This is a genomic window from Adhaeribacter sp. (assembly GCF_057359045.1).
In genome coordinates, this window is record NZ_JBMQUD010000032.1 from 19,052 (window position 1) to 42,875 (window position 23,824).

Sequence of the window (23,824 nt, forward strand, 5' to 3'; positions counted from 1 at the left end):
AATTAAATAAGTACTTGGTTTTTGTTTTTCTGGTAATGGATGGCGGCTTTGATAAACTTCACAAATAAAGGATGTGGATTCTGAACGGTGCTTTTTAACTCCGGGTGAAATTGCGAAGCCACAAACCAAGGGTGGTTTTGTAACTCAATCATTTCTACTAAGTTATTATCGGGATTTATGCCCGAAGCTATCATGCCGTGTTGTTCTAATTGCTCTAAATAGTTGTTGTTAAATTCATACCGGTGCCGGTGCCTTTCACTTATCCGGGTTTTTCCATAAATATTATGGGCCCTGGTTCCTTTTTTAAGTTCGCAAATATACGCGCCCAACCGCATGGTTCCGCCTTTTTGGGTAATTTCTTTCTGGCTGTCCATTAAATCTATAACCGGATGCGGTGTCTCAGGGTTCATTTCGGTGGATGTTGCTTCGGTATATCCCAAAACATTGCGGGTAAATTCTACTACAGCGCACTGCATACCCAGACAAATGCCCAGGAAAGGTATTTTATTTTCGCGCACGAACCGGATGGCTTCTAACTTGCCTTCGAAACCCCGCGCGCCAAAACCCGGTGCTACCAAAACGGCATCGAGGTGATGGAGACTATGGTGAATATTTTCCCGGTTAAGGTGTTCTGATTGGATGGTATGCACATGTACTTTGCACTCATTATGCGCACCGGCGTGAATAAAAGCTTCGGTTATAGATTTGTACGCATCGGGCAACTCTACGTATTTACCTACCAAACCAATGTGTACTTCGGCCGTTGGATTTTTTAAGCGGCCTAAAAATTCTTTCCAGCTATCGAGGTTCAGGTCTTCTTTAGAGGTTAGCTTCAGCTTTTTAATAACGCGCTCGTCTAATTTTTCTTTGCGCATAAGTAAAGGCACGTCGTAAATGGTATCGGCATCTAAAGATTCAATCACCGAATTTACTTTTACGTTACAGAAAAGCGCAATTTTCTGGCGCATTTCTGGCGGAATGGAATGCTCTGACCGGCACACCAAAATATCGGGTTGCACGCCGGCTTCGGAAAGCGCTTTAACTGAGTGCTGGGTAGGTTTGGTTTTTAGTTCGCCGGCAGCCCGCAAAAAGGGCAATAAAGTTAAATGAATAACCACCGAATCGTTGGCGGGTAATTCCCACCGGAGCTGCCGTACCGATTCGATAAAAGGCAAAGATTCAATATCGCCCACGCAACCGCCAATTTCAGTAATTACAATGTCGTACTGGCCGGTTTGGCCCAACAACAGTAATCTGCGTTTAATCTCGTCGGTAATGTGCGGCACCACTTGTACGGTTTTGCCCAGGTAAGCACCCTGACGTTCCTGGGTAATTACATAATTGTAAATTTTGCCAGTAGTAACGTTATTGGCCTGCGAAGTGGGCGCATTTAAGAAACGTTCGTAATGCCCCAGATCCAAATCGGTTTCAGCCCCATCGTCGGTAACAAAGCACTCGCCGTGCTCATACGGGTTCAGGGTACCGGGGTCGATGTTTATATATGGATCAAATTTTTGGATGGTAACCGAGAAACCTCTCGCTTGTAATAATTTAGCCAAAGAAGCTGAAATAATGCCTTTGCCTAACGACGAAGTAACTCCGCCAGTAACGAAAATATATTTGGAAGCCATAAGTTGAGTAAGTCTTATGGAATACAAAGGTACGGATATAATCTTAGAATAAAGAATTTAAAATCAGGAATTAAGCCAGAACTTTACTAAAGTGATAGTGGGTTTTTTGAATGCATCTGTGGTTATTAGTTAATAGTCAACATTTTAACAGATTAATATTTCTTTTAATCATATTTCTAAATTAAATTATAACGCAGCAACCGTTTTTAGAAGCAAAATAATTTTTAAGAATTAGATTCGTGTTTTAGAACCAATTAAAATATTATTTCTTGCCAACTATTTTCACCAGAAAGTAAACAGAACCAGGCAAAATAATGAGCGGCGATAACACCACCCAAGGCACCTGATTCAGTTCGAAATTGAAATAATAAGCGGCTTAGATATATCAGAATTTTGCGGTAATAAAATGGGTTTACCTTTATTGCGGAGAAGTAATATTGGTTACATAAGCTGACGCAAAGCCTGATAATAATTTTGGTAGTGCTGAGGTTGGTTTTGCAGGTAAAGCAAAGGTTCAATTAATTCCAGTTCCATCAACCTAAAGTTGCCGTTGCTATTAATTCCATCAACGCGGGCATACAGGCAACCGGCCGCAAATTTATTAACTAAATTTTGGGCGTAATCCAGTACGGCAGGCGAGGGGGTGGCCGGAATAATGGCTCCGCCAAAATAATGTTGCACCCTAAAATCGCCGGCTTTGGGTAATTTCCGGACAGCATGGCTAAACTTACCGTTAAAAAATAACAACGACCATTCGCCCTGGCTTTTCACTTCGGGTATAAACGGTTGTACCAAATAGTCTTCGGTATTTAAAAGAAAGTTAATTTGGGTTTCAAGTTCGGCAGCATTGGTTACCGAGATAGAAAAAGTATTTTTGGCACCACCGCTTACCGCCGGTTTTACGATTAAGGTTTTGGTTTGCCATTGCTCGAAATAGGTTGCGGCTACAAAAGTTGTTTGTTGCGGTAAAATAGCCGTAGGTACAATAGCAAACCCGGCTTTTTCTATGTCCAGTAAATATTTTTTATTTGTATTCCACCGCACCACCGGCACCGGATTTAAGGTTTTTACTTTTAGCGCTTCGAGTAAATCCAACCAAGCCATAAATGCTTCTATTTTATCAAAATAATCCCACGGCGACTTTAATATAACCGCATGGTATTGTTGCCATGGTACCTGGGGTTCGGTCCAAATCTCGAAATTTACCTGTAAGTTTTTCCGGGTTAAATATTGGTGTAATTGCGCATCTTCGGTAGCGCCTTCGCCCGGATACTGGCCGGCATCGTGGTAAGTAACCAAAGCAATTTGCATGGAGTGCTTTTTACGTTCGTTTTGAATTGAAGAAGTAATAATTAGGTCAGAATATATATTAAATGATTTTTTTTACGGACAAATTAAAATCCGTAAACCGAAAAACCGCCATCAACGGCTAAGCATTGGCCAGTAATGTAGCTAGCGCCCGGCATACATAAAAAAGCCGCTGCGGCGGCTACTTCGGCGGGTTCTCCCACCCGTTTTAAAGGCGTGCGGTCTAGTACCTGCTGTAAATATTCCGGATTTTTTAGTACGGCATCGGCTAAAGGCGTTTGAATGTACCAAGGGGCAATGGCATTTACCAGAATATTATCGGGCGCCCACTCTACTGCTAAATATTTTGTTAAATGGTTTAGGGCGGCTTTGGTCATGCCGTAAATGGCGCCGGTGCGTACCTGCGTTAAACCAGCCACCGACGAAATATTTATAACCCGGCTTTGCGGCCGAGCCTTGAATAAAGGGTAAGCTAATTGACAAAGATGAAACGCCGAAGTTAAATTGGTATTAAGTAAAAGTTGGTACTCGCTTTCGGCGTACGTTTCGGTTCTTTTCCGGATGTTGGTACCCACATTGTTTACCAGAATATCTAGACCACCCCATCTCTGGCCAATTTGTTCAATTATAAGCTGCCGGTCGGCTGGGCGGCTCATATCGCCGGTGAGGCCGTATGCCGGTAATTGCCGGCTTTGCCATTCCCGCACTACCTGATCTATATCGGCGGCTTTACGGGCCACCACGATTACCTCGGCTCCTAAACTTAAAAATTCATCGGCAATGGCTTTTCCAATGCCTTTTGTTCCGCCCGTAACCAAGGCTCGCTTACCCTGTAAATGCCATTTAGTTCTGTTTTCCATTTTTAAAAACCAAGTGTTCTAAAAGTACAATATATTTCATACGCTTAAACCCTATTTGGGATATAATTATATAAATAATAAGGAGGTTTGTCTTATAAATATTTTGTTGGTGCCGCAGGAGAATAGCTTATTCAGTTGTAAACAAAAAAGCGCTTTTACAATTTTGGATAATGTTCAAGCATTTCTACCTGTAAACAGCCTCTGTTAACTTTAAAAGTAAAAACAAGTTATAGTTATTTTTAAATAAAATTTTTAGATAAAGGAGGTAAGTGGTTATATAACAATAAAGTATGAGCTATAAACTGATTTTATTTAACTGCCAAGAAGATTGGTTAACTGGCGGGTAGAAACAGCAGTTTTGTGGTAAAAAGGAATGGCCCTTACGTTTTTAAAAGGTTTATGGTTGCAATTTTATTTAGAAATATTATAAATACTCAATATTTTATTATTAGAATATCGTTATTTAGTTAATTTTTAATAATATAGCGTTGTAAAAATCTTTATAAAATGAAAAAACTCTACTGCGCTTACGTTTTAATTTTATTCTTATTCTACGTAACACCAACCAAAGCCCAGCAAGGTGCGGGCAATACCTTTTTGAAGATGGGTAACATTTCGGCCGAAGATCTGAAGATGACTCATTATAAACAGGATACCAGTGCCAGTGCAGTTGTTTTGTACGATGCCGGTAAATCTTACTTTAGTGTAAATCCGGGCCTGGGCTTGGTTTTAAATTTTGACCGCCACGTTAAAATAAAAATTCTTAAAAAGTCGGGTTATAACTGGGCTGATGTATCGGTACCCCTTTACCAAAAGAACAATGCCACCCGCGAAATTTTAAATAACTTAAAAGGCGCTACTTATAATTTAGAGGATGGCAAAATGGTAAACCACAAACTCACCAAAGAATCGGTGTTTGAAGAAAAAAGCACCGACAACTGGACCACCAAAAAATTTACCATGCCCAATGTAAAGGAGGGCTCAGTAATTGAATTCACGTACCAGGTGCAATCGGTATTTTTCTTTAACCTTCGCGACTGGACTTTTCAGCATACCATTCCGGTGGTATGGAGTGAGTACACCACCGCTATACCAGAATATTTTGATTATAAAAAAATGTCGCAGGGCTACGAAGGTTTTCACGTTAATGAAACCAAGCCCATTAATATTTACTTAGGGCCATCTGTGGGGCAAGCCTCCGGCACCGAGTTCCACTGGATTATGAAAGATGTGCCGGCCATCCGGCGCGAGCCCTACATGACATCAGTAAATAATTTTGTTTCTAAAATAGAGTTTGAATTAGGGCACTTTACTATTCCGGGGCAGGTTTACGAAACCTATAATAGTTCCTGGCGAAGTGTTTGCGGCAATTTGCTGGCCAGCGAGCGTTTTGGCACCCAGTTAAATAAATCGGGCTTTGTAAAAGAAACCATTGCGCCTTTAGTAGCCAACCTAAAAGAGCCCGAAAAGAAAATGACTGCCCTGTACGACTACGTTAAAACCAATATTAAATACAATAACCAGGAACAGTTATTTGCCCAGAATAACCTGCGCAAAGTGCTCGATACCAAAGTGGGCAGCTCTGCCGAAATTAATTTATTATTAGTGGCCATGCTAAAAGAAGCCGGGCTGGAGGCAAACCCGGTAATATTAAGTACCCGAGACAATGGCTATGTAGGCAGCACCTCGTTCCCGAATATTTCTAAGTTTGATTATGTAATTGGCCACGTTAGAATAGACGAAAAAGATTATTTGCTGGATGCTACTGAACCCTTGGCATTGCCCAATATTTTGCCTGTTAAATGTTTAAACGGGCAAGGTTTGTTGGTAAATACCCAGGAAACCCGCTGGGTAAATTTATTGCCGGGTGCTAAAGCCAGCCATACGTCGCAATCGTTCTTAACCATTGGCAACGACAACTCCATTAAGGGTAAAATGGAAACCATTAGCAATGGCTATACGGCGCTGCAAGTGCGTAAAAATATTCAGACAGACGGTGAAAAAAAATACGTGGAAAATTTCCGGAAAAAATTAACCGAATGGGAGATAGATAAATTCGCGATTGTAAATGCGGCTGCACCGGCCGAGGCTCTGAAAATGAGTTTAGAAGTAAACCTCGCTGGCCAGTCTAGCCCCGTTAATGTAATTTATTTAAACCCGATGCAAAACATGGGCGAAAAGGAAAACCCGTTTAAATTAGAGAACCGTAAATTCCCGATTGATTTTGCTACGCCCATAGAAGAAACATACTTGTTTTCTTACACCATTCCGGAAGGTTTTAAAGTAGAAGAACAGCCTAAAAATGCCATTATTACCTTGCCCGAAAACGGTGGACGCTTTACATATAGTGTAACCGCCATTGGTAACACCATAAATGTAATGAGCAAAATAAATATTAACCGACCCACGTTCCAGGCCGCTGAGTATAATTTCTTAAAAGAGTTTTATACCATGGTTATCTCGAAACACGCTGAGCAAATTGTACTGAAAAAAGCAAACTAACCGAAAAGTCAGGGGGCAGAAAGAAGAAATATTTAACGGAGAAATATTTATTTAGAATATTCCGAAAGTTTCTTTTTTCTACCACTCCGGTTAATGAAGATAAATAATTAAAATGTTGTTAAATTTTATATCGCTGGTTGCCCTCTACACGGGCCTCAGCTTTTTAGCCCCGGCTAATAAATATGATACGGCTACTTTACCCGCTAATTTAAAAGAAAATGCCCAGGCCGTAATCCGCACCCACGAAACAACTTTTACGGTTAAGTCCATTAACAGTGCCGTCCGGAAAGTATATTATGCTGTTACTATTTTAAACGAAAAAGCCGCCCGGCAAGCTTACGTATATGTACCCTACGATAAATTAAGTAAGGTAAATTACATTAAAGGCACCCTGTACGACCAAGCCGGCAAGGAACTAAAGTCCTTGAAAAAATCTGATATTCAGGACATGAGCGCCATTTCAGATTTTTCGATTTATGAAGATAACCGCGTAAAAGCCGCCCGTTTAACCCATGTACAATACCCCTATACCGTAGAGTTCGAGTACGAAATTGCTTACAATGGTTTATTGTTTTATCCGGCCTGGCAACCGCAGCACGAACCCCATGTATCGGTAGAGGCGGCTAAGTTTGAGGTAGTTGTTCCGCAGGATTTAAAGTTCCGGTACAAAGCCGTAAACCTAACCGCAAAACCCGCTATTAGCACCGCCGATAAAAATGAAGTGTATGCCTGGCAGGTTAAAAATATGGAAGCGCAAGAGCAAATACCATTTCAACCATCATTCTCGCAATTGTGGCCAACGGTGTATACCGCTCCTAACGATTTTGAAATTGAAGGTTTTAAAGGTAATATGGAAAGCTGGGCCGGGTTTGGCAAATGGATAACCCAGCTAAATACCGGTAAAGATAAACTACCACCAGCTACCGTGGCAAAGCTTCAGGCCCTGGTGGCCGATGCCCCCGACGATTTAAGCAAAATCCAGAAATTGTATGCCTATTTGCAAAGCAATACCCGCTATGTAAGTATTCAGTTAGGTATTGGCGGTTTTCAGCCGTTTGAAGCCAGTTTTGTAGACAGCAAAGGTTACGGCGATTGTAAAGCGCTTTCTAATTACATGCACGCCATGTTAAAAGCTGTAGGAGTATCTTCGTTTTATACCTTAATCCGGGCTGGCGAAGATGAAGACGATATCCAGGTTGATTTTCCGAGTAACCAGTTTAACCACGTGGTGTTGTGTGTGCCCCAGGCCAAGGACTCGGTTTGGTTAGAGTGTACCAGCCAAACGGCATCTTTGGGCTACGCCGGGCATTTTACCGGCAACCGCCACGCGCTGCTTATTACACCAGAAGGCGGGAAAATTGTAAAAACCCCTTCATACGGTGCCAACCAAAATCAGCAAAAAAGAAATGCCACGGTGTTGCTGGAGCCTAACGGCAATGCCAGTGCTACTATCCAAACTGTTTATTCCGGTTTGCAACAAGATGAGGTAAGCAGTTTATTAACAGCTACTACCGAAGACCAGAAAAAATACCTGTACAACCAAATTCAGATACCTAACTTCAATATTGTAAAATATGCCTTTAATCAGGAAAAAGCTCGCTTGCCCCAGGTAACCGAAAAATTAGAGATAAATATTGCTAAATACGGAGCGCAAAGCGGTAAACGGCTTTTCCTGACGCCTAACTTGATGAATCAAATCCGGAATATTCCGCCCAAAATTGATAACCGGAAGTTAGAAGTGGTAACCGAATGGGCTTTCAAAGATACCGATGTCATTCAATATAAATTGCCGGAAGGTGTATTTCAGGTAGAGGCTTTGCCGGAAAATCAAACCATTCAATCGGTATTTGGAGAATATACCACTACTTATGTTTTAGAAAACGATGTTTTAACCTATCAGCGCACCTTTACCCGGCACAAAGGACGTTACCCCAGCACTACTTACCCGGAACTGCAGGAGTTTTACCGCAAAATCAGCAAAGCCGATAAAATGCAGGTGGTGTTGGTAGCAAAGTAAGAAGGTAACAGCACTTAGGTAATTCTGGTTTAAAGGCCTATAATAATGTAATACTTGCTGTATATCAAAACCATAAAAGGTGTCTGCTTTATTGCGGACACCTTTTTTTATTAAACTTATCATAAATCCTTGTTAACAAGCAGATTTAAAAATACGCTATTAAACCAAGGTTAAATATGGCTAAAGTTTCATTGTGCTGTTTAATAAAATAAATTGCTTTACATATTATTAAGGCACAATTACAATTTTTCCGGTGGTATGATGCGATTCAATTTGTTCAAACGCCTTAGCTGTTTCGGCTAAAGCGTAGCGTTGGCTTACGTGCACTTTTAATTTGCCCGCATCGGCTATTTCGGCCAAGTGCGCTAATTGCCGCGAACTGGGTTCCACAAAAACGTACTGGAAGTTTATTCCCGGATTTAAATCTTCGCCGTGGTTGAGGATAGATACCAGTTTGCCATTAGTTTTTAAAGCACCTAAGCTGTTTTTCAGGGTTTCGCCGCTAGCCGCATCAAATATTAGATCTACCCCGTCGGGGAATATTTTCTTTATTTCTTCACTTAAGTTAGCGTTTTTATAATCGATGGTGTGGTTGGCACCCAACTCGCGCATAAAGTTGTGGTTTTTAGCACTGGCTACACCAATTATTTCGGCACCCGCGTATTTGGCTAATTGTATGCCCAGGCTACCAACGCCGCCCGAAGCGCCTAAAATTAATACGCTCTGTCCGGCCTGTAACCCGCCAGCGTCAAATAGCGATTGATAAGCGGTCAGGCCCACGAGCGGAATGCCGGCGGCTTCTTCGAAGGAGAGTGTTTTAGGTTTAAGAGCGATATAACTTTCCGGAATTACCAGGTACTCCGCAAAGGTGCCGTACTGCACTACCGGGCGGCGGGCATACGCATACACTTCATCGCCTACGTTCAGGCGGCGGGCACTGTAACCCCTGTCTTCTATTACACCGGCAATATCCCAACCCGGAATAGCCGGAAAATTTACCGGAATAAAGCTACTTAAATAACCTTCGCGTACAGCAGCATCTACCGGGTTAATACTGGTGGCTTTTACTTTAATCAGCACTTCGCCTTCTTTTAATTCGGGTACCGGTAAAATACCGACCTTTATTTTCTCTTTCCCGCCAAATTCTTCATAGTAAGCGGCATTCATTTGTTTGGCCATAATTGTTATGGGTTTAGTAATTAATTTACAGTACCAGTATTAATACCTTAATATTTTACTCATCTGAACCGGGTTTGTTCTTAATAAAACAAAGTTAAACTTAGCCTACCTGAATTGATAAAGGTGTAGTTAACCTAATAATTAGTAAGTTAATATCCGTTCGTAAACCACCGCCCCAACTTTGTTATAGCTTAACTTGGTCGATTATAATTCAAAAAACTTGCAGATGAAGTTTAGATTTAATTATCTTTATTACTAAGATAATTATTTATTAAGATAAACTGGTTAGTAAATGTTATGCATATTAAAACAGGGAAGGCAGCAATAAGTTTATACATCGTTACATCGGCGCGATTGTACTTACCGCAGCTTTTGCCGGGCCTGAATTGATTGAATACTAAATTGATGCAATCAGTATTCTTAAAATCCTGCTTATCCAGATTTATCTAATTGCTAATAAAAAAACTAACTAAGTATTTAAAAACATGAGCCAGAACACTAATAATAATTCCGTGGCTACTATCCATACCCCGTTTCAACAAACTTATTTTCACGGAACAAGAGCTGATTTAAAAATTGGAGATTTTATTCAGGTTGGTTTTAACTCTAACTACGGACAAAGAAAGAATGCGAAATACATTTTCCTGTCCGCAACCATTGATGCCGCTATTTGGGGGGCTGAACTAGCCTTTGGAGAAGAACGAGAAAGAATTTATTTAGTAGAACCAACTGGACCCATTGAAGACGACCCTGATTTAACCGATAAAAAATTCCCGGGTAATCCATCAAAATCTTACCGCTCAACCCATCCGTTTAAAGTTGTAGGAGAAGTTACCGTTTGGCAAGGGCACGCACCAGAACAGGTTAAAGCCATGAAAGACGTCTTAGAAAAGCTTAAAGAACAAGGTATTAAGTCGCTAAACGATTAAAATAGCTTAATATGCCTGCAGTTATTTAGCTTACTTAGATTTGAAAAATTCTAAGATAAGGTTTGGGTAATAGAACTTCTTTAAGATAAGGCTTAGCTAAGTTTAGTTGGCAGGCGCTAGATAATGCTTCTTTTTAAACAATAGCTATAATCCTGAAATATTCTTATATTTGTACTATATAATATTTATATGGTAATCTACAGTAATGGACTGATTTCGCTCGACTATCAACCAACAACTGATATTTTAATGGTGGAATTACCCAATGCCTCACAGTTTGGTATTTCTGAACTGGAGTCTAGCTTAGATATTATTGCCAGAAATATTATAAATTATGATATTAAAAGATTATTGCTGGATAGCAGCAATGTTTTAGTTGATCAAATTGAAGATGATGTGTACGCCGGTATCGTCGAAAGTTTTATTTTTACTTTATCTAAATCCCGCCTGCAGAAACTAGCCCGCGTAAACACCAAAATAACCACTGCCGACAAAAGAACGGCCCAGGTAACAAGCCAGGCAACCGAAAAATTGAATATTGCTCTACAGATAAAACTGTTTAATAACCGAACCGATGGTTTAAATTGGCTACTAAGCAAATAAGGATTTTATGCTGAATCCTTCATATTCCAAATAAGCAGGTCAGATTTTATAAACATTTATTTCTTTTTCTTTAGTTGCTTTTCCAGCAGGAACTTCTTTTTACAATTTACGCCCGGTTTCTGGCAGATTTTTTAAAATATTCTACTAAATTTTTATAACAAAATACCCATGCAAAGGTATACTATGGCTGATTTAATGATTTAAATATTAAGCCATAGGATGAAAAGAATAGGATGGGGTTTGCTGGTGTTTTATATTTTAAATGCTTGCAGCACGAGTACCGGTAAAGAAAATAATACTAATCCTGAAGCCGTTTCGGCTACCGGCCAAATAAAAGGTTTGGTTTCGTACCAAAAAGATAAAAATAAACTGCCCGATGCGGGTACTACCATTTACGCCGTTTCTACCACCACAACCCATAATACCGCAACTTCATCAGATTTATTTAAAAACAGATATTTTCAGGCCAAAACTGATGCCGATGGAAGTTATGCTTTTAATAATTTGCCAGCCGATACGTATAGCCTGATATTTATTTCGGGCAACGCACCTAAAAAATTAAACTACTATAAAACCAGGTTTGCACCAGCTTTAGAACCGCTCCTAAACGACCAGCCGCTAAATAGATTAGATGGTCCCCAAGCCAAAGCAGCGCGCCTGGATAGCTTATTTAAAGACCAGCAAACGCAAGTAAAAACCAATGTACAGGTAGAGGCTAACGTAACCCAACTGCTTACCCAGGAATTTATAATAAATTAGCCGGTCCGGAATAGCCAGGCATGTTCTTTTGCTCGAAAAAACTAAGGTTTAATAAAGTTCTAGACCTTGGTTTTACTTCCTGTTTTATTTAACCTTAGTATTGTTATCTGGGAAAGTTCTAATGTTTAAAAAGCATTACCAGTAATTTCTGTAATCTGGTAGAGAAGTTAATTCGATTCAGGATTAGAAATATTTACCGCTGTTGAGAATACCAAACCCTGGATATTTTGGGAAAGTTGCTTCATGCGGTAAATGCGCTCATTCGGCGAGTCTTCGCGTTGGTCGGTAGGGCAGGCAAAATCAGCTTCGTAGCTTTCTAAGGTAAAACCTAAGCGGTGCGCCAGGCCAAACATATACGGGCGCCAACCCCAACCCAAATCATCGGTTACCTGGTTTAAGTAGGGGGCCAGGTTGCTGTTTAAAATAAAAGGCCCGTACGTAAAATCAAAAGACTTACCGGTTACTTCGGCTATACAGGCATTAATGGCGGTTTCGGTGGTTCTTTGGAAAGCAGGAAAAGAGTTAAAACCCATTGTTGACCGGCTGGCCAACGTTATACCTACGTTTTGTTTAGCCGGGGCATGGCCGATAAAAGTGGGTAAATAATCCTGAAAAAAATTTAACTTATCGGGTTCGGTATACAATATAAAAGGTTTACCGGTAGCATGGGCGGCCAAAACACTGCTTTTCGCCTGCGGCCATACGCCTTTTGCTTCGGGCCGAAGAACCGTAAAATTTTTAAAGTAGTGCAGGAATTCTATAAACGCCGGACTGGATCCTCCATCGGTTACAAAAACCGGCAATTCTAAGGCGGCTAAAGCAGTTAAAGATTGCTCTAACAACTTCTCCTCCTCGGGCGTACGCGCCAGCGTAATGGTGGCAATGGTTAAATCAGATTTATTTAGCAGCATAAGCAATATTGGACCATAATAAGTAAACCGGTCTGGTATTTAATACTAGATTACTTGGCTGGCTGTTACATCAGTTCGCCAGCATTAGAAATTTAGATAACTACAGCGCGGCTAAAAAAGCCATGGTATCTACACCATCGGCGTAATCCCATACGGCCGGGCACTGTGCCTGCCCAAACGCTATACTGTTGGGGTACCAACCGCTCGCTGACACAATAGCCTGGGTTTTTTCCTGTACCGACGCTAATAATTGTTTCAGGTGTTCTGGAGATGTATAGGTCTGGTAAAACAAAACACTTATTGGCGAAACTAGCTGCTCACTTTCGTTTAAAAGTAAAAAACCATTATCCAGATGCGGCGCGCGGTTTACCAGCAAAATAGATTTATTGTAATCGTAATTATTCTGGTATTTGTTGTGGTCCAGAATATAGCTAAAAGATTCTATTGCCTCGAAAAAAGGAGTAAAAGAATAATTTTCGGGTACATATATTTTAGAAACGTTGCGGCAGCCCAGGCCAAAATACCGGAATATATCTTCACCCAAGGCTTTAAAATCAGCCTCGGTTTCAGCGCTAGACAAAACGCCTAAACTGGTGCGGTTGCGGCGGATAATATGTGGTTTTTGCGCAAAATAATATTCGAAGTAGCGGGCGGTGTTATCGCTGCCGGTGGCAATAATGGCATCTACATCTTTGAGTAAATGAACAAAATTTATTTTGTCGGCAAAGCGGGGCTCTATGTCAATTAGTTGTTGTGCCACTATTTTCATCAGCACATTGTCTTCGGAGCTTAATTTTGCGTATAGGTTATGGCCCGACAGCAGTACACTCATAAAGTCGTGAAAACCAACCATGGGAATATTGCCGGCCATGATTACACCTACTTTTTTGGGGTTTACCGGTTCTAAATTGTAAACAAAAAGCCAATCTTGCAGGTTTTCCTTATCCAGAAGGTAAATAATTCCGTTTAAGGCATTAGTTACATTCCTTTCGTCGAACCAGGAATTGGCATTGCGGGCCCGGGCTAGCAAAAATGCTTTTTGCTCCGGATCTAAATTTTTGAATTTTTCTCCTAAGGAGACAAAGGCAGCCAGGCGTTCGGGTAAGGTCATGGTTTGATTTAAAGATTGTAAAGTAAATATTTGATGTGTTACGGATTGTTTCTACTTTTGCCGGAAATTTTTGGGAAACAAAAATAATAAAAATTAATAGGAGATACGATAATGGCTATAATGATCACGGACGAATGTATTAACTGCGGCGCATGTGAACCAGAGTGCCCGAACACAGCTATCTATGAAGGTGGTGTTCAGTGGACCTGGGGCGGTGGTACAGCGTTAACCGAGGTAGAGATTGATGGTGGCGAGATTGTGGCGGGCACTGCTCCCCAGACTCCCATTTCGGAAGAATATTATTACATTGTTTCAGATAAATGTACAGAATGTACCGGTTTTCATGAAGAGCCGCAATGTGCCGCGGTTTGCCCTGTAGACTGCTGCGTTGATGACCCGGATTACCGCGAAACCGAAGATGAATTACTGGCTAAAAAACAATGGCTGCACGCCGAAGTTTAAGCTTGCCGGTTAAAGTATTTAATAAAAAAGCCTGTTCTGATCAGAACAGGCTTTTTATTTGAGTTACCACCGCCGCCAGGGATTTAAACCGGCGGCTTTGGTTCGATTGTACAATAAAATTAAATAAATAGTATCGTATACAAAAATGCTCAGGTAAAGCAAAATAAGTAAATAAGATTTGGGAAAGTAATTGTAGAATAAAATGGAAGGTAAAACCGTACCTATCATTTTGAATAAAGCAATATACACCGACTGCCCTTTAATATTTTGCCTTTGCAGCAGCATAGAAATAAACAAAACCGACATAAGCAGGTTCTGGCCAAATGCTGCGTAAATACCAATAAATTCCTCGAACTCGTAAGAAATTAAAATTATGGTTAAAGCCGCTAACACTAACGTAAGCAAAAACGACGGATAAAATAATTTATCGGGCAGCAGGTGGCGGGCAAAATGAGAGCGGCCATAATATAAAAACTGGACCAGAATGCCCGTATCGAACAAAAGCCAGATGTAGTTAATGTATAGCTGGGGCTTAGGGTGCGGAAAAACAAAGGCAAAAGTAAACTCCCAGGATAAATTAGCACATAAAGCCAGCACCGGCATGCCATACGTGTTATCTTTATAGCCGCGGCGCAAAATTAATAAATAGGTTATGGTCCAGAAGAGGCCGCTACCTACCTGCAGCCAGACCTCTAACGTAGGATTTAAAGGAATCGGGTTTTTAAGCATACCTATAGCTTTACCCCAGCAACATGTACGTTACCAGAATACATTTTAATGCCGGGTACTTTAAGTTAAATCCCCAAGCACCGGCTAATACTCGTTTAAACTTCCGGTAAGTAAATTAGGTAAGCGCGTTCAGACCAGCTTCGGCTACGGCATGGTCGTCTTCTACGGTGCTGCCCGATACCCCAATAGCGCCAATAATTTCGCCACTATTGTCTTTAATGGGAATACCGCCGGGAAAAGATATTAAGCCGGTGTTAGAATGTTCTATGTTGTACAAGGGGCCGCCGGGCTGCGATAATTTTCCTATTTCACCGGTATTCATATCAAAGAAGCGGGCAGTACGGGCTTTCCGGATGGCAATATCAATAGAGCCCAACCAGGCCCCATCCATGCGGGCAAAGGCCGTTAAGTTAGCACCAGCATCAACTACAGCAATATTCATTTTTACGCCTAAAGCGGTGGCTTTTTCCTGAGCCGCTTTTACGGCACTTTGGGCTTGTTCTAAAGTAATGTTCATGATTAATATTTATAGTGAAACAATTATTTAACTTATGAATAAGGTAAATGTTGGCAATGCCAGTATAAAAGATGTGTTAGCGTTAAGAAAGCGTGTGTAGGGTTACAACTGAAAACGCATACTATTCTGGGGCTGAATATTTTTACAAACCTATGCATACAGTAATATTTACCAGCAAATTTCAAAATTTATTCACTTATAAGTTGTTGTTTGTTAATATTTTAAATAAAATAGTGATGGCGAATATGAAATTCTTTTCTGAATTGGTTTAATAATTGCAAGCTGGATTAAAAACCGAATAAATTTTACTTTATTCTTTTTGTACCGTAAAATATTAATTTAAATTCTTATGAAAAAATTGCTTTTCCTTTTCTTAGCCATGTTTACCACGGGGGTGGTGGCGCAGGCGCAGGTTGCTCTTGGGGTAAAAGCCGGGGCAAGTACTTCTAAAGTAGATATTAAAAATATACGCAGTTCTGTATCGGATTTTAAAGCATCCGACGATATTACCGGCTACCATGTGGGTGGTTTTTTAAGGTTAAAAGCGGCTAACTTTTCTTTACAACCCGAAGCGTACTTTACATCTACCGGTGGAAAAATTGAAATTACCGATACCGGCAGCGGCACAAACGTAAACACCGAAAAAATAACGTTTAACCGTTTAGATGTACCCATTATGGTAGGTTATAATTTCTTTAATTTTGCCCGCGTTCAAGCTGGTCCGGTGGCCTCTGTACTGGTTAATGGTAAACTAGGCGACCAGAAGCTGGAAGATTACATGAACAAATCAGATTGGGGTTGGCAAGCGGGTGTTGGCTTTGATATTGGTAGCTTTACTGCCGATTTACGCTACGAAAACGTACGCCGCGATTTTACCAATTCCAGCACTAGTTTTGATGTAGATAATAACCAGTTTATTTTAAGCTTAGGCTTTAAACTACTAGGTAAATAATCAAAAGACCTAAAAAATAAAAAAGCTTGCTTTCTGTTCAGAAGGCAAGCTTTTTTTATTTTTAGGCGCTGCTTTTATTAAACCATAATATTTGAATTGATTTAGCTGATTGAAGTTATATTATCTCCAAACTTCAATTTCAAAAAGAAAATTATCTAAAGGCAAAAAGTTAATATTCTGGTTTAAAAATAAAGCGCTGTTGGCTATGATTAAATTTCACAACTATCGTCTGTGCAGGCCGGGCCATTTGCCCCTCCGGCTACCAACAGGCTAGCTGGTTTTTCTTCTTCCCAAACCTGGTTAAGCGTTTGCAGGAACAACTCGGTTGGTTGTGCTCCCGATACGGCGTATTTGCGGTTAAATACAAAAAAAGGTACACCCCGTACACCAAGCTGTTGTGCTTCGGTAAAGTCTTTTTGCACGGCAGCCACATAAGTCTTATTCTTAAGGGCTTCTTTAACTGCTGCTGCCGGTAAACCAATTTCTTCCCCTAACTGCACCAGCGTTTCTACATCGCCAATATTTTTACCTTCGGTAAAGTAAGCTTTAAACAAGCGTTCTTCAGCCAGGTCTTGTAAATGATGGGCGGCGGCTAAATGGGTAAATTGGTGCGCCAGCAACGTATTAGCCGGAATAGCCTGGTCTAAATGATAGTCTAAACCAACTTCGCGGGCCATGGCGCTTACCTGTTGGTTCATTTGCTGGGCTTGGGCAGGGCTCCAGCCTTTTTTATCAGCTAAAACTTCGTGAATTGTTTTACCCGGCTCATACGCCATGGTTGGGTCTAGCTGGTAACTACGCCAAATAATTTCGATGTTTTCTTTTGGATCAAACTGCGCCAGTGCATTTTCGAATTTGCGTTTACCAATGTAGCAAAACGGGCACATTATATCGGACCAGATTTCTATTTTCATGTTTTTTATTACGATTAAATAAATAAGTGCCGGAACACTATTCTCTTTAAACAAATAGATTAAGTTAAGGGTTCATGCGGTTAAATACCTCGTTTAATTCGGCCCGAGAGGCATTTCGCGAGAACTCTGAGGTGCCGTAGCCTATTTCTTCTTCGCCGTTGCTTAACCGACTCATGACGGCATCGGCAAAATCGTTTAAAGGTACCCCAAAAGTATGTAAACCTGGCCCTCCCAAATCAGTATTAACGGCTGGCGGGGCAATTTCTAAAACTTTTATACCGATAGTTTTTAATTGGTATCTTAACGACAGGGTAAATGAGTGCAGTGCCGCTTTGGTAGCAGAATAAACTGCTGCCTGCGCCATGGGTACAAACGCCAGCCCCGAGGTAATATTTATAATAGCAGCAGCAGGGTGTTTTTGTAGTAGTGGTATAAACAACAAAGCCAAATGAATAGGCGCCTCCAGGTTAATGGCAATTTCGGACTGGTGCGCTTGCCACGACTCCTGCGTTTGGGTGAGTGGTACCCGCCGCTGAATTCCGGCATTATTTACCAGTACGTTCAGTTGCGGGAATGTTTCCTCAATCCAGGCAAATAGAGCCAACCGGTCTTTTTCCTGGCCTACGTCGCAAACGTACGTATGGATAGCCGAGTACTGCTCTTTTACTTCTTGCAACTTATCTGCGCGCCGACCACAAATAATTACTTTACTGCCGGCTTTTAAAAATCCTTCGGCTAAGGCTAAGCCAATGCCGGAAGCGCCGCCAGTAATCAATACTGTATTTTGGGCTAAATTCATCTTAAATTATTAATATCAGCGCTGCTGCCTAATAATTATAAAAATTGTTTTGGTTTTAAATGTCTGGTACGTTCTTGTGCAGATTAATAAATCAAAACAACCATTTTAAAATTTAAAGCAGAAACACTTTTTATTTTAATACATACGGGTATTTACGCGCTCAATTAGTTATTGGGTTGAGTATTTTACATCTGTTTACGGCATCAACCTAAATTATTTTAGATTTAATCAGTTCATAAAAAAAATCCGGGTAAACCTATGCGCAAAGAGCGGGTAAGTTTTGCCGGATTAATCAGATTATAGATTACTAAGTAGCTATAAGTAAATTTAGCGGTAAATAAATTGCTTGGCAGTTTAGAGGTTTAGCGATATTGGCACAGATAAGCCGTTTGGGTGTCGGTTTTAACTTTAAACGCCGTGTGCGCCGGCACAACAAAATGCTGACCTCGGGTAAAAGTCAGCCAGTTCTGGTTTAAAGGCAAAAACGCGGTTAGTTCGCCTTCAATTATGGTCATGATTTCTTCCTGCGAGGTACTAAACTCGTATTCGCCGGGTTCCAATACACCTACTGTAGATTTACCGCTTGGCGTTTCGTAACCCAGGGATTTTACCTGACCATTAAAATATTCGTTTACATTAATCATGGTGTTTTACTTTGGTTTGTAAGGGGTAATGTTATAAAAAAATTAGAATGTAGTAATAATTTATTTGTAGCAGGGCTACTTTTTCTTGCGCTTTTTCTTCTCTTCAAATTCATCTACCTCCCGCAATAAAGATTTTAGATCGTAATTAATATCTTCCGAAAAATCAATGGTTTGGTGGTAATCAGATTTGGTAATTTCTAAAACTTTAACGGGCTTATCGAGATAGCTTTCTATTTGTTTTAATATTGGTTTTTCTTCGGTGCTGCAAAAAGATACCGCACGGCCTTTCTGGGTACCCCGGCCGGTACGGCCCACGCGGTGCACATACGTTTCGGCTTGTTCGGGTAAGTCGTAGTTTATTACGTAATCTACGTTTTCGATATGTATGCCGCGGGCACTTACATCGGTGGCAATAAGTATTTTTACCTGGCCTTGTTTAAACTGTTGCATAACCGCTAACCGGTCGTGTTGGTCTTTGTCGCCGTGAATGGTTTTGGCTTCCAGGTTTACCCGCTCCAGGGCTTTCATAACGCGTTCAGCTCTTATTTTCGTCCGGACAAAAACCAACATTTTATTTTCCGGATTTTCTTTAATTAAGCGTTCCAGGAAAAAGCGTTTGTCGTCCATTTCTACAAAAGCAACCGCGTGATCGATGTTTTTAGCCACCGGATCTTTAGGCGAAACCTGAATACGAATGGCCTTGTGCACCAGCGAATAAGCCAGTTTTTTAATTTTCTCGTTTATGGTAGCCGAAAAAAACAAAGTTTGCCGGTGCTTGGGAATAAATTTAAGTACATCCTGAATATCTTTTATAAAGCCTAAATCCAACATGTGGTCGGCTTCATCCAGCACCAATATTTCTACCCGGTGCAATTTCAAATGGCCCTGACTTACCAAATCGAACATCCGGCCGGGTGTAGCCACTAATATATCAACGCCTTTTTCTAATTGTGCTATTTGGGGCGATTGTTCTACGCCACCGGTTAAGCCAAAAACTTTTACGCGGGTATATTTGCCTAATTGGTTAAAAACTTCCGTAATCTGGATGGCCAGTTCGCGGGTTGGTACCATTACCAGGCATTTAACGCCATCGGTGCGGCTGGCATTTAGTTTCCGATCTTGCAGCAGGTGTAATACCGGAATAGCAAAGGCGGCCGTTTTACCGGTGCCGGTTTGGGCAATAGCCAGAACATCTTCGCCTTTTAAAATGGGGGTAATAGCTTTGTACTGAATATCGGTGGGCCGCTTAAATCCGGCTTCGGTTAAACTCCGGATTACTTCAGGAGAAATGTTGTATTCTTCAAATTTCATAGCTATTATTTTTAACTCGGCACCCGTAACGTTTACTAAACCTGTTTACCGGTAAAACTTAGTAAAAGAATGATCTATTTTAAACTTGGCAACACTTTACGGCCTTAAAGGCCTATGGCCAGCTTAAAAGTATACGTTGCGGTTTAAAATAAAACCAGTATTTATTAAACCTATTTGGCTTAACCTTAAACCGCCGTTTAAGCGGGTGCAAATATAGATTAATTAAGGTGGTATTCCGAAGCTGAATTTTGCTTTGGCAAATTGATGCGATCGCGGTACCGGGTGCCCATTTTATTCAGGTCTAAGGCAAAGTGCAGGGCAGGGGTGCGGTACAAATAGGTGGGTACCACGGTAAAAGGTTTGCGACCCCACCGGTTGCGGTGCGATATGTAAGCCAGGTGCGACGATAAAATACCAATGCCCGCCCCGGCAAATACATCTGATTGCCAATGTTTATTTTTCAACATCCGGAAAGCACCTACACTGGTGGCAATGGCGTAAGCCCCCACGCCGTACCAATTACTTTTATACCGCAGCTCTGAGTGTAAAATAGAAGCCGCCAAAAAAGCCTGTGCCGTATGCCCCGACGGAAAAGATTCGCGGTTCTCGCCGTTAGGGCGCTCTATGTTGGTAATGCTTTTTAGGCCAAACACGGTAACGCCAAATATAGCTTCGGCTTTAATAATTAAAAGGGTTGTATTCAGGAAGTCGTGGCTGGACTTTACATTAAATAAGTTGGCTACGGCTAATTCTACGTAAGGCGCTACCAGCAAGGGATCATCCAGCCAGGTATCAAAATTGGGGTATTTTCTTAAAATATCGCGGCGGGCATCGTGGCTGCTGTAAAAACCATTATCGCCAATGGTACTAACACCATAGCCAATTAAAACGGCCGGTACAATGGTAGCCCTAAATGCTTTAGACTTAAAAAAAGATTCTTTGGGGGCAACAGGTACTTCTGGCGCTTGGAATTTTTTTAAAGTGTCGGTTTCCTGGCCTAGCGCGGGTGCCCCAAATAAACTCAAAACTAAGCTAAAACTAACTAAAACGCGGGTATGAATATTCATAAAAATATTATTTGGTGAGAATACTCGTTTTACCTGCATTAAGCGCAAAAATTAACAAATTGGTTACTTAAGAGCGGCCATATATTAAATTAAAAGTTGGCGTTAATTAACCGGAGTATCGAATCTGGTAAAATTGCGTATAAAGGCGCTAGTAGCGGGAATTGGGTATTAGAGCGGTAGTTTGCGCGCTATAAGCTTTATTATATTTGCTTAAAGGTATTTAATTCCAGACTAATTAATTAATATTGCCGCACCGTTTGCTTAGGCGGCAAATGGTAGCAACATCTTTTATTTAAAAAATTTATTCTGAACTATGAGAAAATTAACGCTTGCCATAGCTGCCCTGAATATGTTTTACCTGGTAAGCTGCGGCAGTTCTGAGAAACAACCCGGCGAAGAATATTACGACCCGGACTACAAACCCCAAACCAATACAGCAGCTACCAGCAGTACGCCTGCAGGAACCGAAAATACAGGTACTGGCCAGACAACTACTCCTGAGGCAAATAAAGCAGATATGCCGCCAATTACTGATTCTTTGGCATCGGGCGAAAAAATTAAAGATGCTCCTAAAGATAAAAACGAAGTAGTAATAGCTGCGGTACCTAAAGGCGAAGTGAAAGACTCGCCGGCTGGCAAAAGCGTTGAAAAAGGTAAAACTTTAATTTCAAAATCTGACTGCTTGGCTTGCCACAAAGACGATGCTAAAATAGTTGGCCCGGCTTACGTAGATGTAGCTAATAAATATGAGGCTAATGCCAAAAACCGGTCTTATCTGGTAGGTAAAATTATTAAAGGTGGCGCAGGTGCCTGGGGTCAAATACCCATGAGTCCGCACCCGAACGTATCAGAAGCCGATGCCGGGGAAATGGTAGATTATATTTTATCGCTTAAAAAATAACCCAATTGGTTTATAATTCTATTCAGCGGATATAAGCTGATTAAATTAATAAAAGCGGCCACAAGCCGCTTTTTTTTATAATAATAATTAACCTCCGCCTACTTTTTCTTGGTCAGGATGTTCGTTATAACCGGTCATTTCTTCTTTTTTACTTTCTTCGTCCGGCATTAATTCTTCGCCGGTTTCGGGTTGGGCCTGTTCTTCCGGTGTTGCCTGTTCGGGGCTGCCCGAAACTTTCTCGCCTTCATGCTCAATGGCGGGCGCATCGGGGGTATCTACTTCATTTAAAATATTGGTCATAGCTTTTGTATATAAGTTACCACAATAATTGTTTTTATATAAAGCGATATTTTCCGGAAATGGTTGTAAAGTTTGGAATAATTAGGTGCAACTCTTAAAATGACCTTTAAGGGAAAAAATATTTATTCTTTGTGTTAGATGCAAAAAACTGATTATGAATTTGTAAAGTTAGACTGAGTACAAAATATTTTAAGTTGAATATTTTTTAATCTGTATATAGTAAATCTGGCACGGTTTTGCTGCTTTAATCCACATCACCTTTTGATTCAATCATGAAAACACAGTTGATTAGACCATTTATAATATTGCTGGTATTATTAATAGGCGTTTCGGGTTGTAGAACTACCAAAATTGTTCATCATCCGGTACCCGGACATCGCACTGTTAGGAGTATGCCACCTGGCCACGCTAAAAAAGTATATGGTCACCAATCGGCCAGAGCTTTTGCACCGGGCCAGCAGAAAAAATACGGACATCCGCACCAGGCACCAGGCAAAGGCAATAAAGGCCAGCACGGTAAAGGAAAAGGCAAAAAATAAATTTATTTAGGAGGATTCAGCAATTGGTTCCTCCTTTATTATTTTAAGTTTTCTGCTTTTTCTTTTTGGCTGCCGGAAATAAAATATTGTTCAGAATCAGGCGATAACCCGGCGAGTTGGGGTGCAAAGATAAATCGGTGGGGTTTTCATCGCCGCGTGGCTGGTAAGCTTCGGGGTCGTGGCCGCCGTAAAAAGTCCAGGTGCCTTTGCCTATAATGCCATTCATGTACCGGATTTCGTCGGCGGCTTTGGTTTCGCCCATAACTGTGGCTTCGGATTTTACGTGCTCTTTCTTAAAAGCCGTAGTCTGGCCCATAAACCCTTTTATCGTTTTCTCGTGGTTTTGCGTGAGCATGGTTGGTATGGGGTCCCACTTGGCCGAAAACGTAAATAACTGGAAAAAATCGTTTTGCCGATCGAGGTTACGTCCCCAGCGGTTGTTATCTATACTGGAAAAACCCCGGTCCGAAGAACTCAAACTGATAGAAAAATTTTCAAAAGCAAAAGTTTTGTTAAAGTCGAGCTTTTGTTGGGCACTGGGGTCTACACCGTCGCCGTCGAAAATAGCATCTACAATATCTATGCCTTCGGCGGCCAAGGCAATATCATAGGTATCGGTGGCCGAGCACATCGCAAACATAAAACCTCCGCCGGCCACGTATTCTTTTATGCGTTTGGCTACACCTAATTTCATCTGCGAAACTTTGCTGTAGCCAAATTTCTGGGTTAAACGCTCGGCTTCCTGTTGCTCCATTAAGCGTTCCTGGTACCGCCGGCGGCCCATCGACTTGCCGTACTGGCCGGTAAAATCTTCGTGGTGCAGGTGCAGCCAATCATATTTGAGGAGTTTCTGGTCCAGCACTTCTTCATCAAACACCA

General features: G+C 41.1%; 24 protein-coding genes. 9 read left to right on the top strand and 15 right to left on the bottom strand.

The genetic code is table 11. From position 1 onward, the window contains the following. Nucleotides 1-2: 2 nt before the first annotated feature. The 3 genes from pyrG to ACO1R6_RS05490 all read right to left on the bottom strand — a co-directional run bounded on the left by pyrG (nt 3) and on the right by ACO1R6_RS05490 (nt 3,799). On the bottom strand, nt 3-1,631 hold the full coding sequence (gene pyrG, locus ACO1R6_RS05480) for a CTP synthase (protein WP_486262876.1): 1,629 nt from the start codon (nt 1,629-1,631) through the stop codon (nt 3-5). 441 nt (nt 1,632-2,072) lie between these two features. Continuing rightward, complete coding sequence (locus ACO1R6_RS05485) at nt 2,073-2,942, bottom strand: ATP-grasp domain-containing protein (protein ID WP_486262877.1); 870 nt, start codon at nt 2,940-2,942, stop codon at nt 2,073-2,075. A gap of 83 nt (nt 2,943-3,025) precedes the next feature. Beyond that, entirely contained in the window at nt 3,026-3,799 is a 774-nt protein-coding gene (locus tag ACO1R6_RS05490) for an SDR family oxidoreductase (RefSeq protein WP_486262878.1), read from the bottom strand. A 507-nt stretch (nt 3,800-4,306) separates the two neighbouring features. Here ACO1R6_RS05490 and ACO1R6_RS05495 point away from each other — a divergent pair. Both ACO1R6_RS05495 and ACO1R6_RS05500 read left to right on the top strand, forming a co-directional pair. Then, complete coding sequence (locus ACO1R6_RS05495; protein WP_486262880.1) at nt 4,307-6,301, top strand: transglutaminase domain-containing protein; 1,995 nt, start codon at nt 4,307-4,309, stop codon at nt 6,299-6,301. A 112-nt stretch (nt 6,302-6,413) separates the two neighbouring features. Beyond that, on the top strand, nt 6,414-8,318 hold the full coding sequence (locus tag ACO1R6_RS05500; protein WP_486262881.1) for a DUF3857 domain-containing protein: 1,905 nt from the start codon (nt 6,414-6,416) through the stop codon (nt 8,316-8,318). A 228-nt stretch (nt 8,319-8,546) separates the two neighbouring features. Here the strand turns inward: ACO1R6_RS05500 and ACO1R6_RS05505 are convergent, their stop codons facing one another. Next, a complete protein-coding gene (locus ACO1R6_RS05505) occupies nt 8,547-9,497 on the bottom strand; it encodes an NADP-dependent oxidoreductase (RefSeq protein ID WP_486262883.1) in 951 nt (316 codons plus the stop codon). A 512-nt stretch (nt 9,498-10,009) separates the two neighbouring features. Here ACO1R6_RS05505 and arr point away from each other — a divergent pair. The 3 genes from arr to ACO1R6_RS05520 all read left to right on the top strand — a co-directional run bounded on the left by arr (nt 10,010) and on the right by ACO1R6_RS05520 (nt 11,788). Further along, nucleotides 10,010-10,426, top strand: coding sequence for an NAD(+)--rifampin ADP-ribosyltransferase (arr, locus tag ACO1R6_RS05510; RefSeq protein WP_486262913.1), 417 nt, complete (start codon nt 10,010-10,012; stop codon nt 10,424-10,426). A 189-nt stretch (nt 10,427-10,615) separates the two neighbouring features. Further along, nucleotides 10,616-11,029 carry a hypothetical protein gene (locus tag ACO1R6_RS05515; RefSeq protein ID WP_486262885.1) on the top strand — a complete coding sequence of 138 codons (414 nt, stop codon included), beginning with the start codon at nt 10,616-10,618 and terminating at the stop codon, nt 11,027-11,029. A 219-nt stretch (nt 11,030-11,248) separates the two neighbouring features. Further along, entirely contained in the window at nt 11,249-11,788 is a 540-nt protein-coding gene (locus tag ACO1R6_RS05520; RefSeq protein ID WP_486262887.1) for a carboxypeptidase-like regulatory domain-containing protein, read from the top strand. 167 nt (nt 11,789-11,955) lie between these two features. On the opposite strand, the gene ACO1R6_RS05525 is transcribed toward ACO1R6_RS05520, so the two are convergent. Next, nucleotides 11,956-12,699, bottom strand: coding sequence for a hypothetical protein (locus tag ACO1R6_RS05525; RefSeq protein ID WP_486262889.1), 744 nt, complete (start codon nt 12,697-12,699; stop codon nt 11,956-11,958). Nucleotides 12,700-12,799: 100 nt separating this feature from the next. Further along, nucleotides 12,800-13,810 carry an acyl-CoA reductase gene (locus tag ACO1R6_RS05530; protein ID WP_486262891.1) on the bottom strand — a complete coding sequence of 337 codons (1,011 nt, stop codon included), beginning with the start codon at nt 13,808-13,810 and terminating at the stop codon, nt 12,800-12,802. 111 nt (nt 13,811-13,921) lie between these two features. Here ACO1R6_RS05530 and ACO1R6_RS05535 point away from each other — a divergent pair, with 111 nt between their 5' ends. Continuing rightward, nucleotides 13,922-14,272 (top strand): 4Fe-4S dicluster domain-containing protein, encoded by a 351-nt coding sequence (locus ACO1R6_RS05535; RefSeq protein WP_486262893.1) that lies wholly within the window; start codon nt 13,922-13,924, stop codon nt 14,270-14,272. 63 nt (nt 14,273-14,335) lie between these two features. On the opposite strand, the gene ACO1R6_RS05540 is transcribed toward ACO1R6_RS05535, so the two are convergent. After that, nucleotides 14,336-15,001: a transmembrane-type terpene cyclase gene (locus tag ACO1R6_RS05540; protein ID WP_486262895.1), complete on the bottom strand. Its 666-nt coding sequence runs from the start codon at nt 14,999-15,001 to the stop codon at nt 14,336-14,338. Between the two features lie 115 nt (nt 15,002-15,116). Continuing rightward, nucleotides 15,117-15,518, bottom strand: a complete 402-nt coding sequence (locus ACO1R6_RS05545; RefSeq protein ID WP_486262896.1) for a GlcG/HbpS family heme-binding protein — start codon at nt 15,516-15,518, stop codon at nt 15,117-15,119. A 349-nt stretch (nt 15,519-15,867) separates the two neighbouring features. On the opposite strand from ACO1R6_RS05545, the gene ACO1R6_RS05550 reads away from it, so the two are divergent. After that, nucleotides 15,868-16,470 carry a porin family protein gene (locus ACO1R6_RS05550; RefSeq protein ID WP_486262898.1) on the top strand — a complete coding sequence of 201 codons (603 nt, stop codon included), beginning with the start codon at nt 15,868-15,870 and terminating at the stop codon, nt 16,468-16,470. A 209-nt stretch (nt 16,471-16,679) separates the two neighbouring features. Here the strand turns inward: ACO1R6_RS05550 and ACO1R6_RS05555 are convergent, their stop codons facing one another. The 5 genes from ACO1R6_RS05555 to ACO1R6_RS05575 form a co-directional block, all read right to left on the bottom strand. Further along, entirely contained in the window at nt 16,680-17,384 is a 705-nt protein-coding gene (locus tag ACO1R6_RS05555) for a DsbA family oxidoreductase (RefSeq protein WP_486262900.1), read from the bottom strand. A 64-nt stretch (nt 17,385-17,448) separates the two neighbouring features. Further along, nucleotides 17,449-18,183, bottom strand: coding sequence for an SDR family oxidoreductase (locus ACO1R6_RS05560; RefSeq protein ID WP_486262901.1), 735 nt, complete (start codon nt 18,181-18,183; stop codon nt 17,449-17,451). Nucleotides 18,184-18,545: 362 nt separating this feature from the next. Further along, a complete protein-coding gene (ppnP, locus tag ACO1R6_RS05565; protein ID WP_486262903.1) occupies nt 18,546-18,827 on the bottom strand; it encodes a pyrimidine/purine nucleoside phosphorylase in 282 nt (93 codons plus the stop codon). A 75-nt stretch (nt 18,828-18,902) separates the two neighbouring features. Further along, a complete protein-coding gene (locus ACO1R6_RS05570) occupies nt 18,903-20,138 on the bottom strand; it encodes a DEAD/DEAH box helicase (RefSeq protein ID WP_486262905.1) in 1,236 nt (411 codons plus the stop codon). A 218-nt stretch (nt 20,139-20,356) separates the two neighbouring features. Next, on the bottom strand, nt 20,357-21,205 hold the full coding sequence (locus tag ACO1R6_RS05575; protein WP_486262906.1) for a phosphatase PAP2 family protein: 849 nt from the start codon (nt 21,203-21,205) through the stop codon (nt 20,357-20,359). 313 nt (nt 21,206-21,518) lie between these two features. Here ACO1R6_RS05575 and ACO1R6_RS05580 point away from each other — a divergent pair, with 313 nt between their 5' ends. Next, entirely contained in the window at nt 21,519-22,106 is a 588-nt protein-coding gene (locus ACO1R6_RS05580; RefSeq protein ID WP_486262907.1) for a c-type cytochrome, read from the top strand. Between the two features lie 87 nt (nt 22,107-22,193). Here ACO1R6_RS05580 and ACO1R6_RS05585 read toward each other — a convergent pair whose 3' ends face one another. After that, nucleotides 22,194-22,406 carry a hypothetical protein gene (locus ACO1R6_RS05585; protein ID WP_486262909.1) on the bottom strand — a complete coding sequence of 71 codons (213 nt, stop codon included), beginning with the start codon at nt 22,404-22,406 and terminating at the stop codon, nt 22,194-22,196. Between the two features lie 272 nt (nt 22,407-22,678). Between ACO1R6_RS05585 and ACO1R6_RS05590 the strand changes: the two genes are divergently transcribed. Next, nucleotides 22,679-22,945: a hypothetical protein gene (locus ACO1R6_RS05590; protein WP_486262911.1), complete on the top strand. Its 267-nt coding sequence runs from the start codon at nt 22,679-22,681 to the stop codon at nt 22,943-22,945. 43 nt (nt 22,946-22,988) lie between these two features. Here ACO1R6_RS05590 and ACO1R6_RS05595 read toward each other — a convergent pair. Continuing rightward, nucleotides 22,989-23,824 (bottom strand): asparagine synthetase B (locus ACO1R6_RS05595; RefSeq protein ID WP_486262912.1); only part of this gene is annotated, 836 nt, incomplete at its 5' end.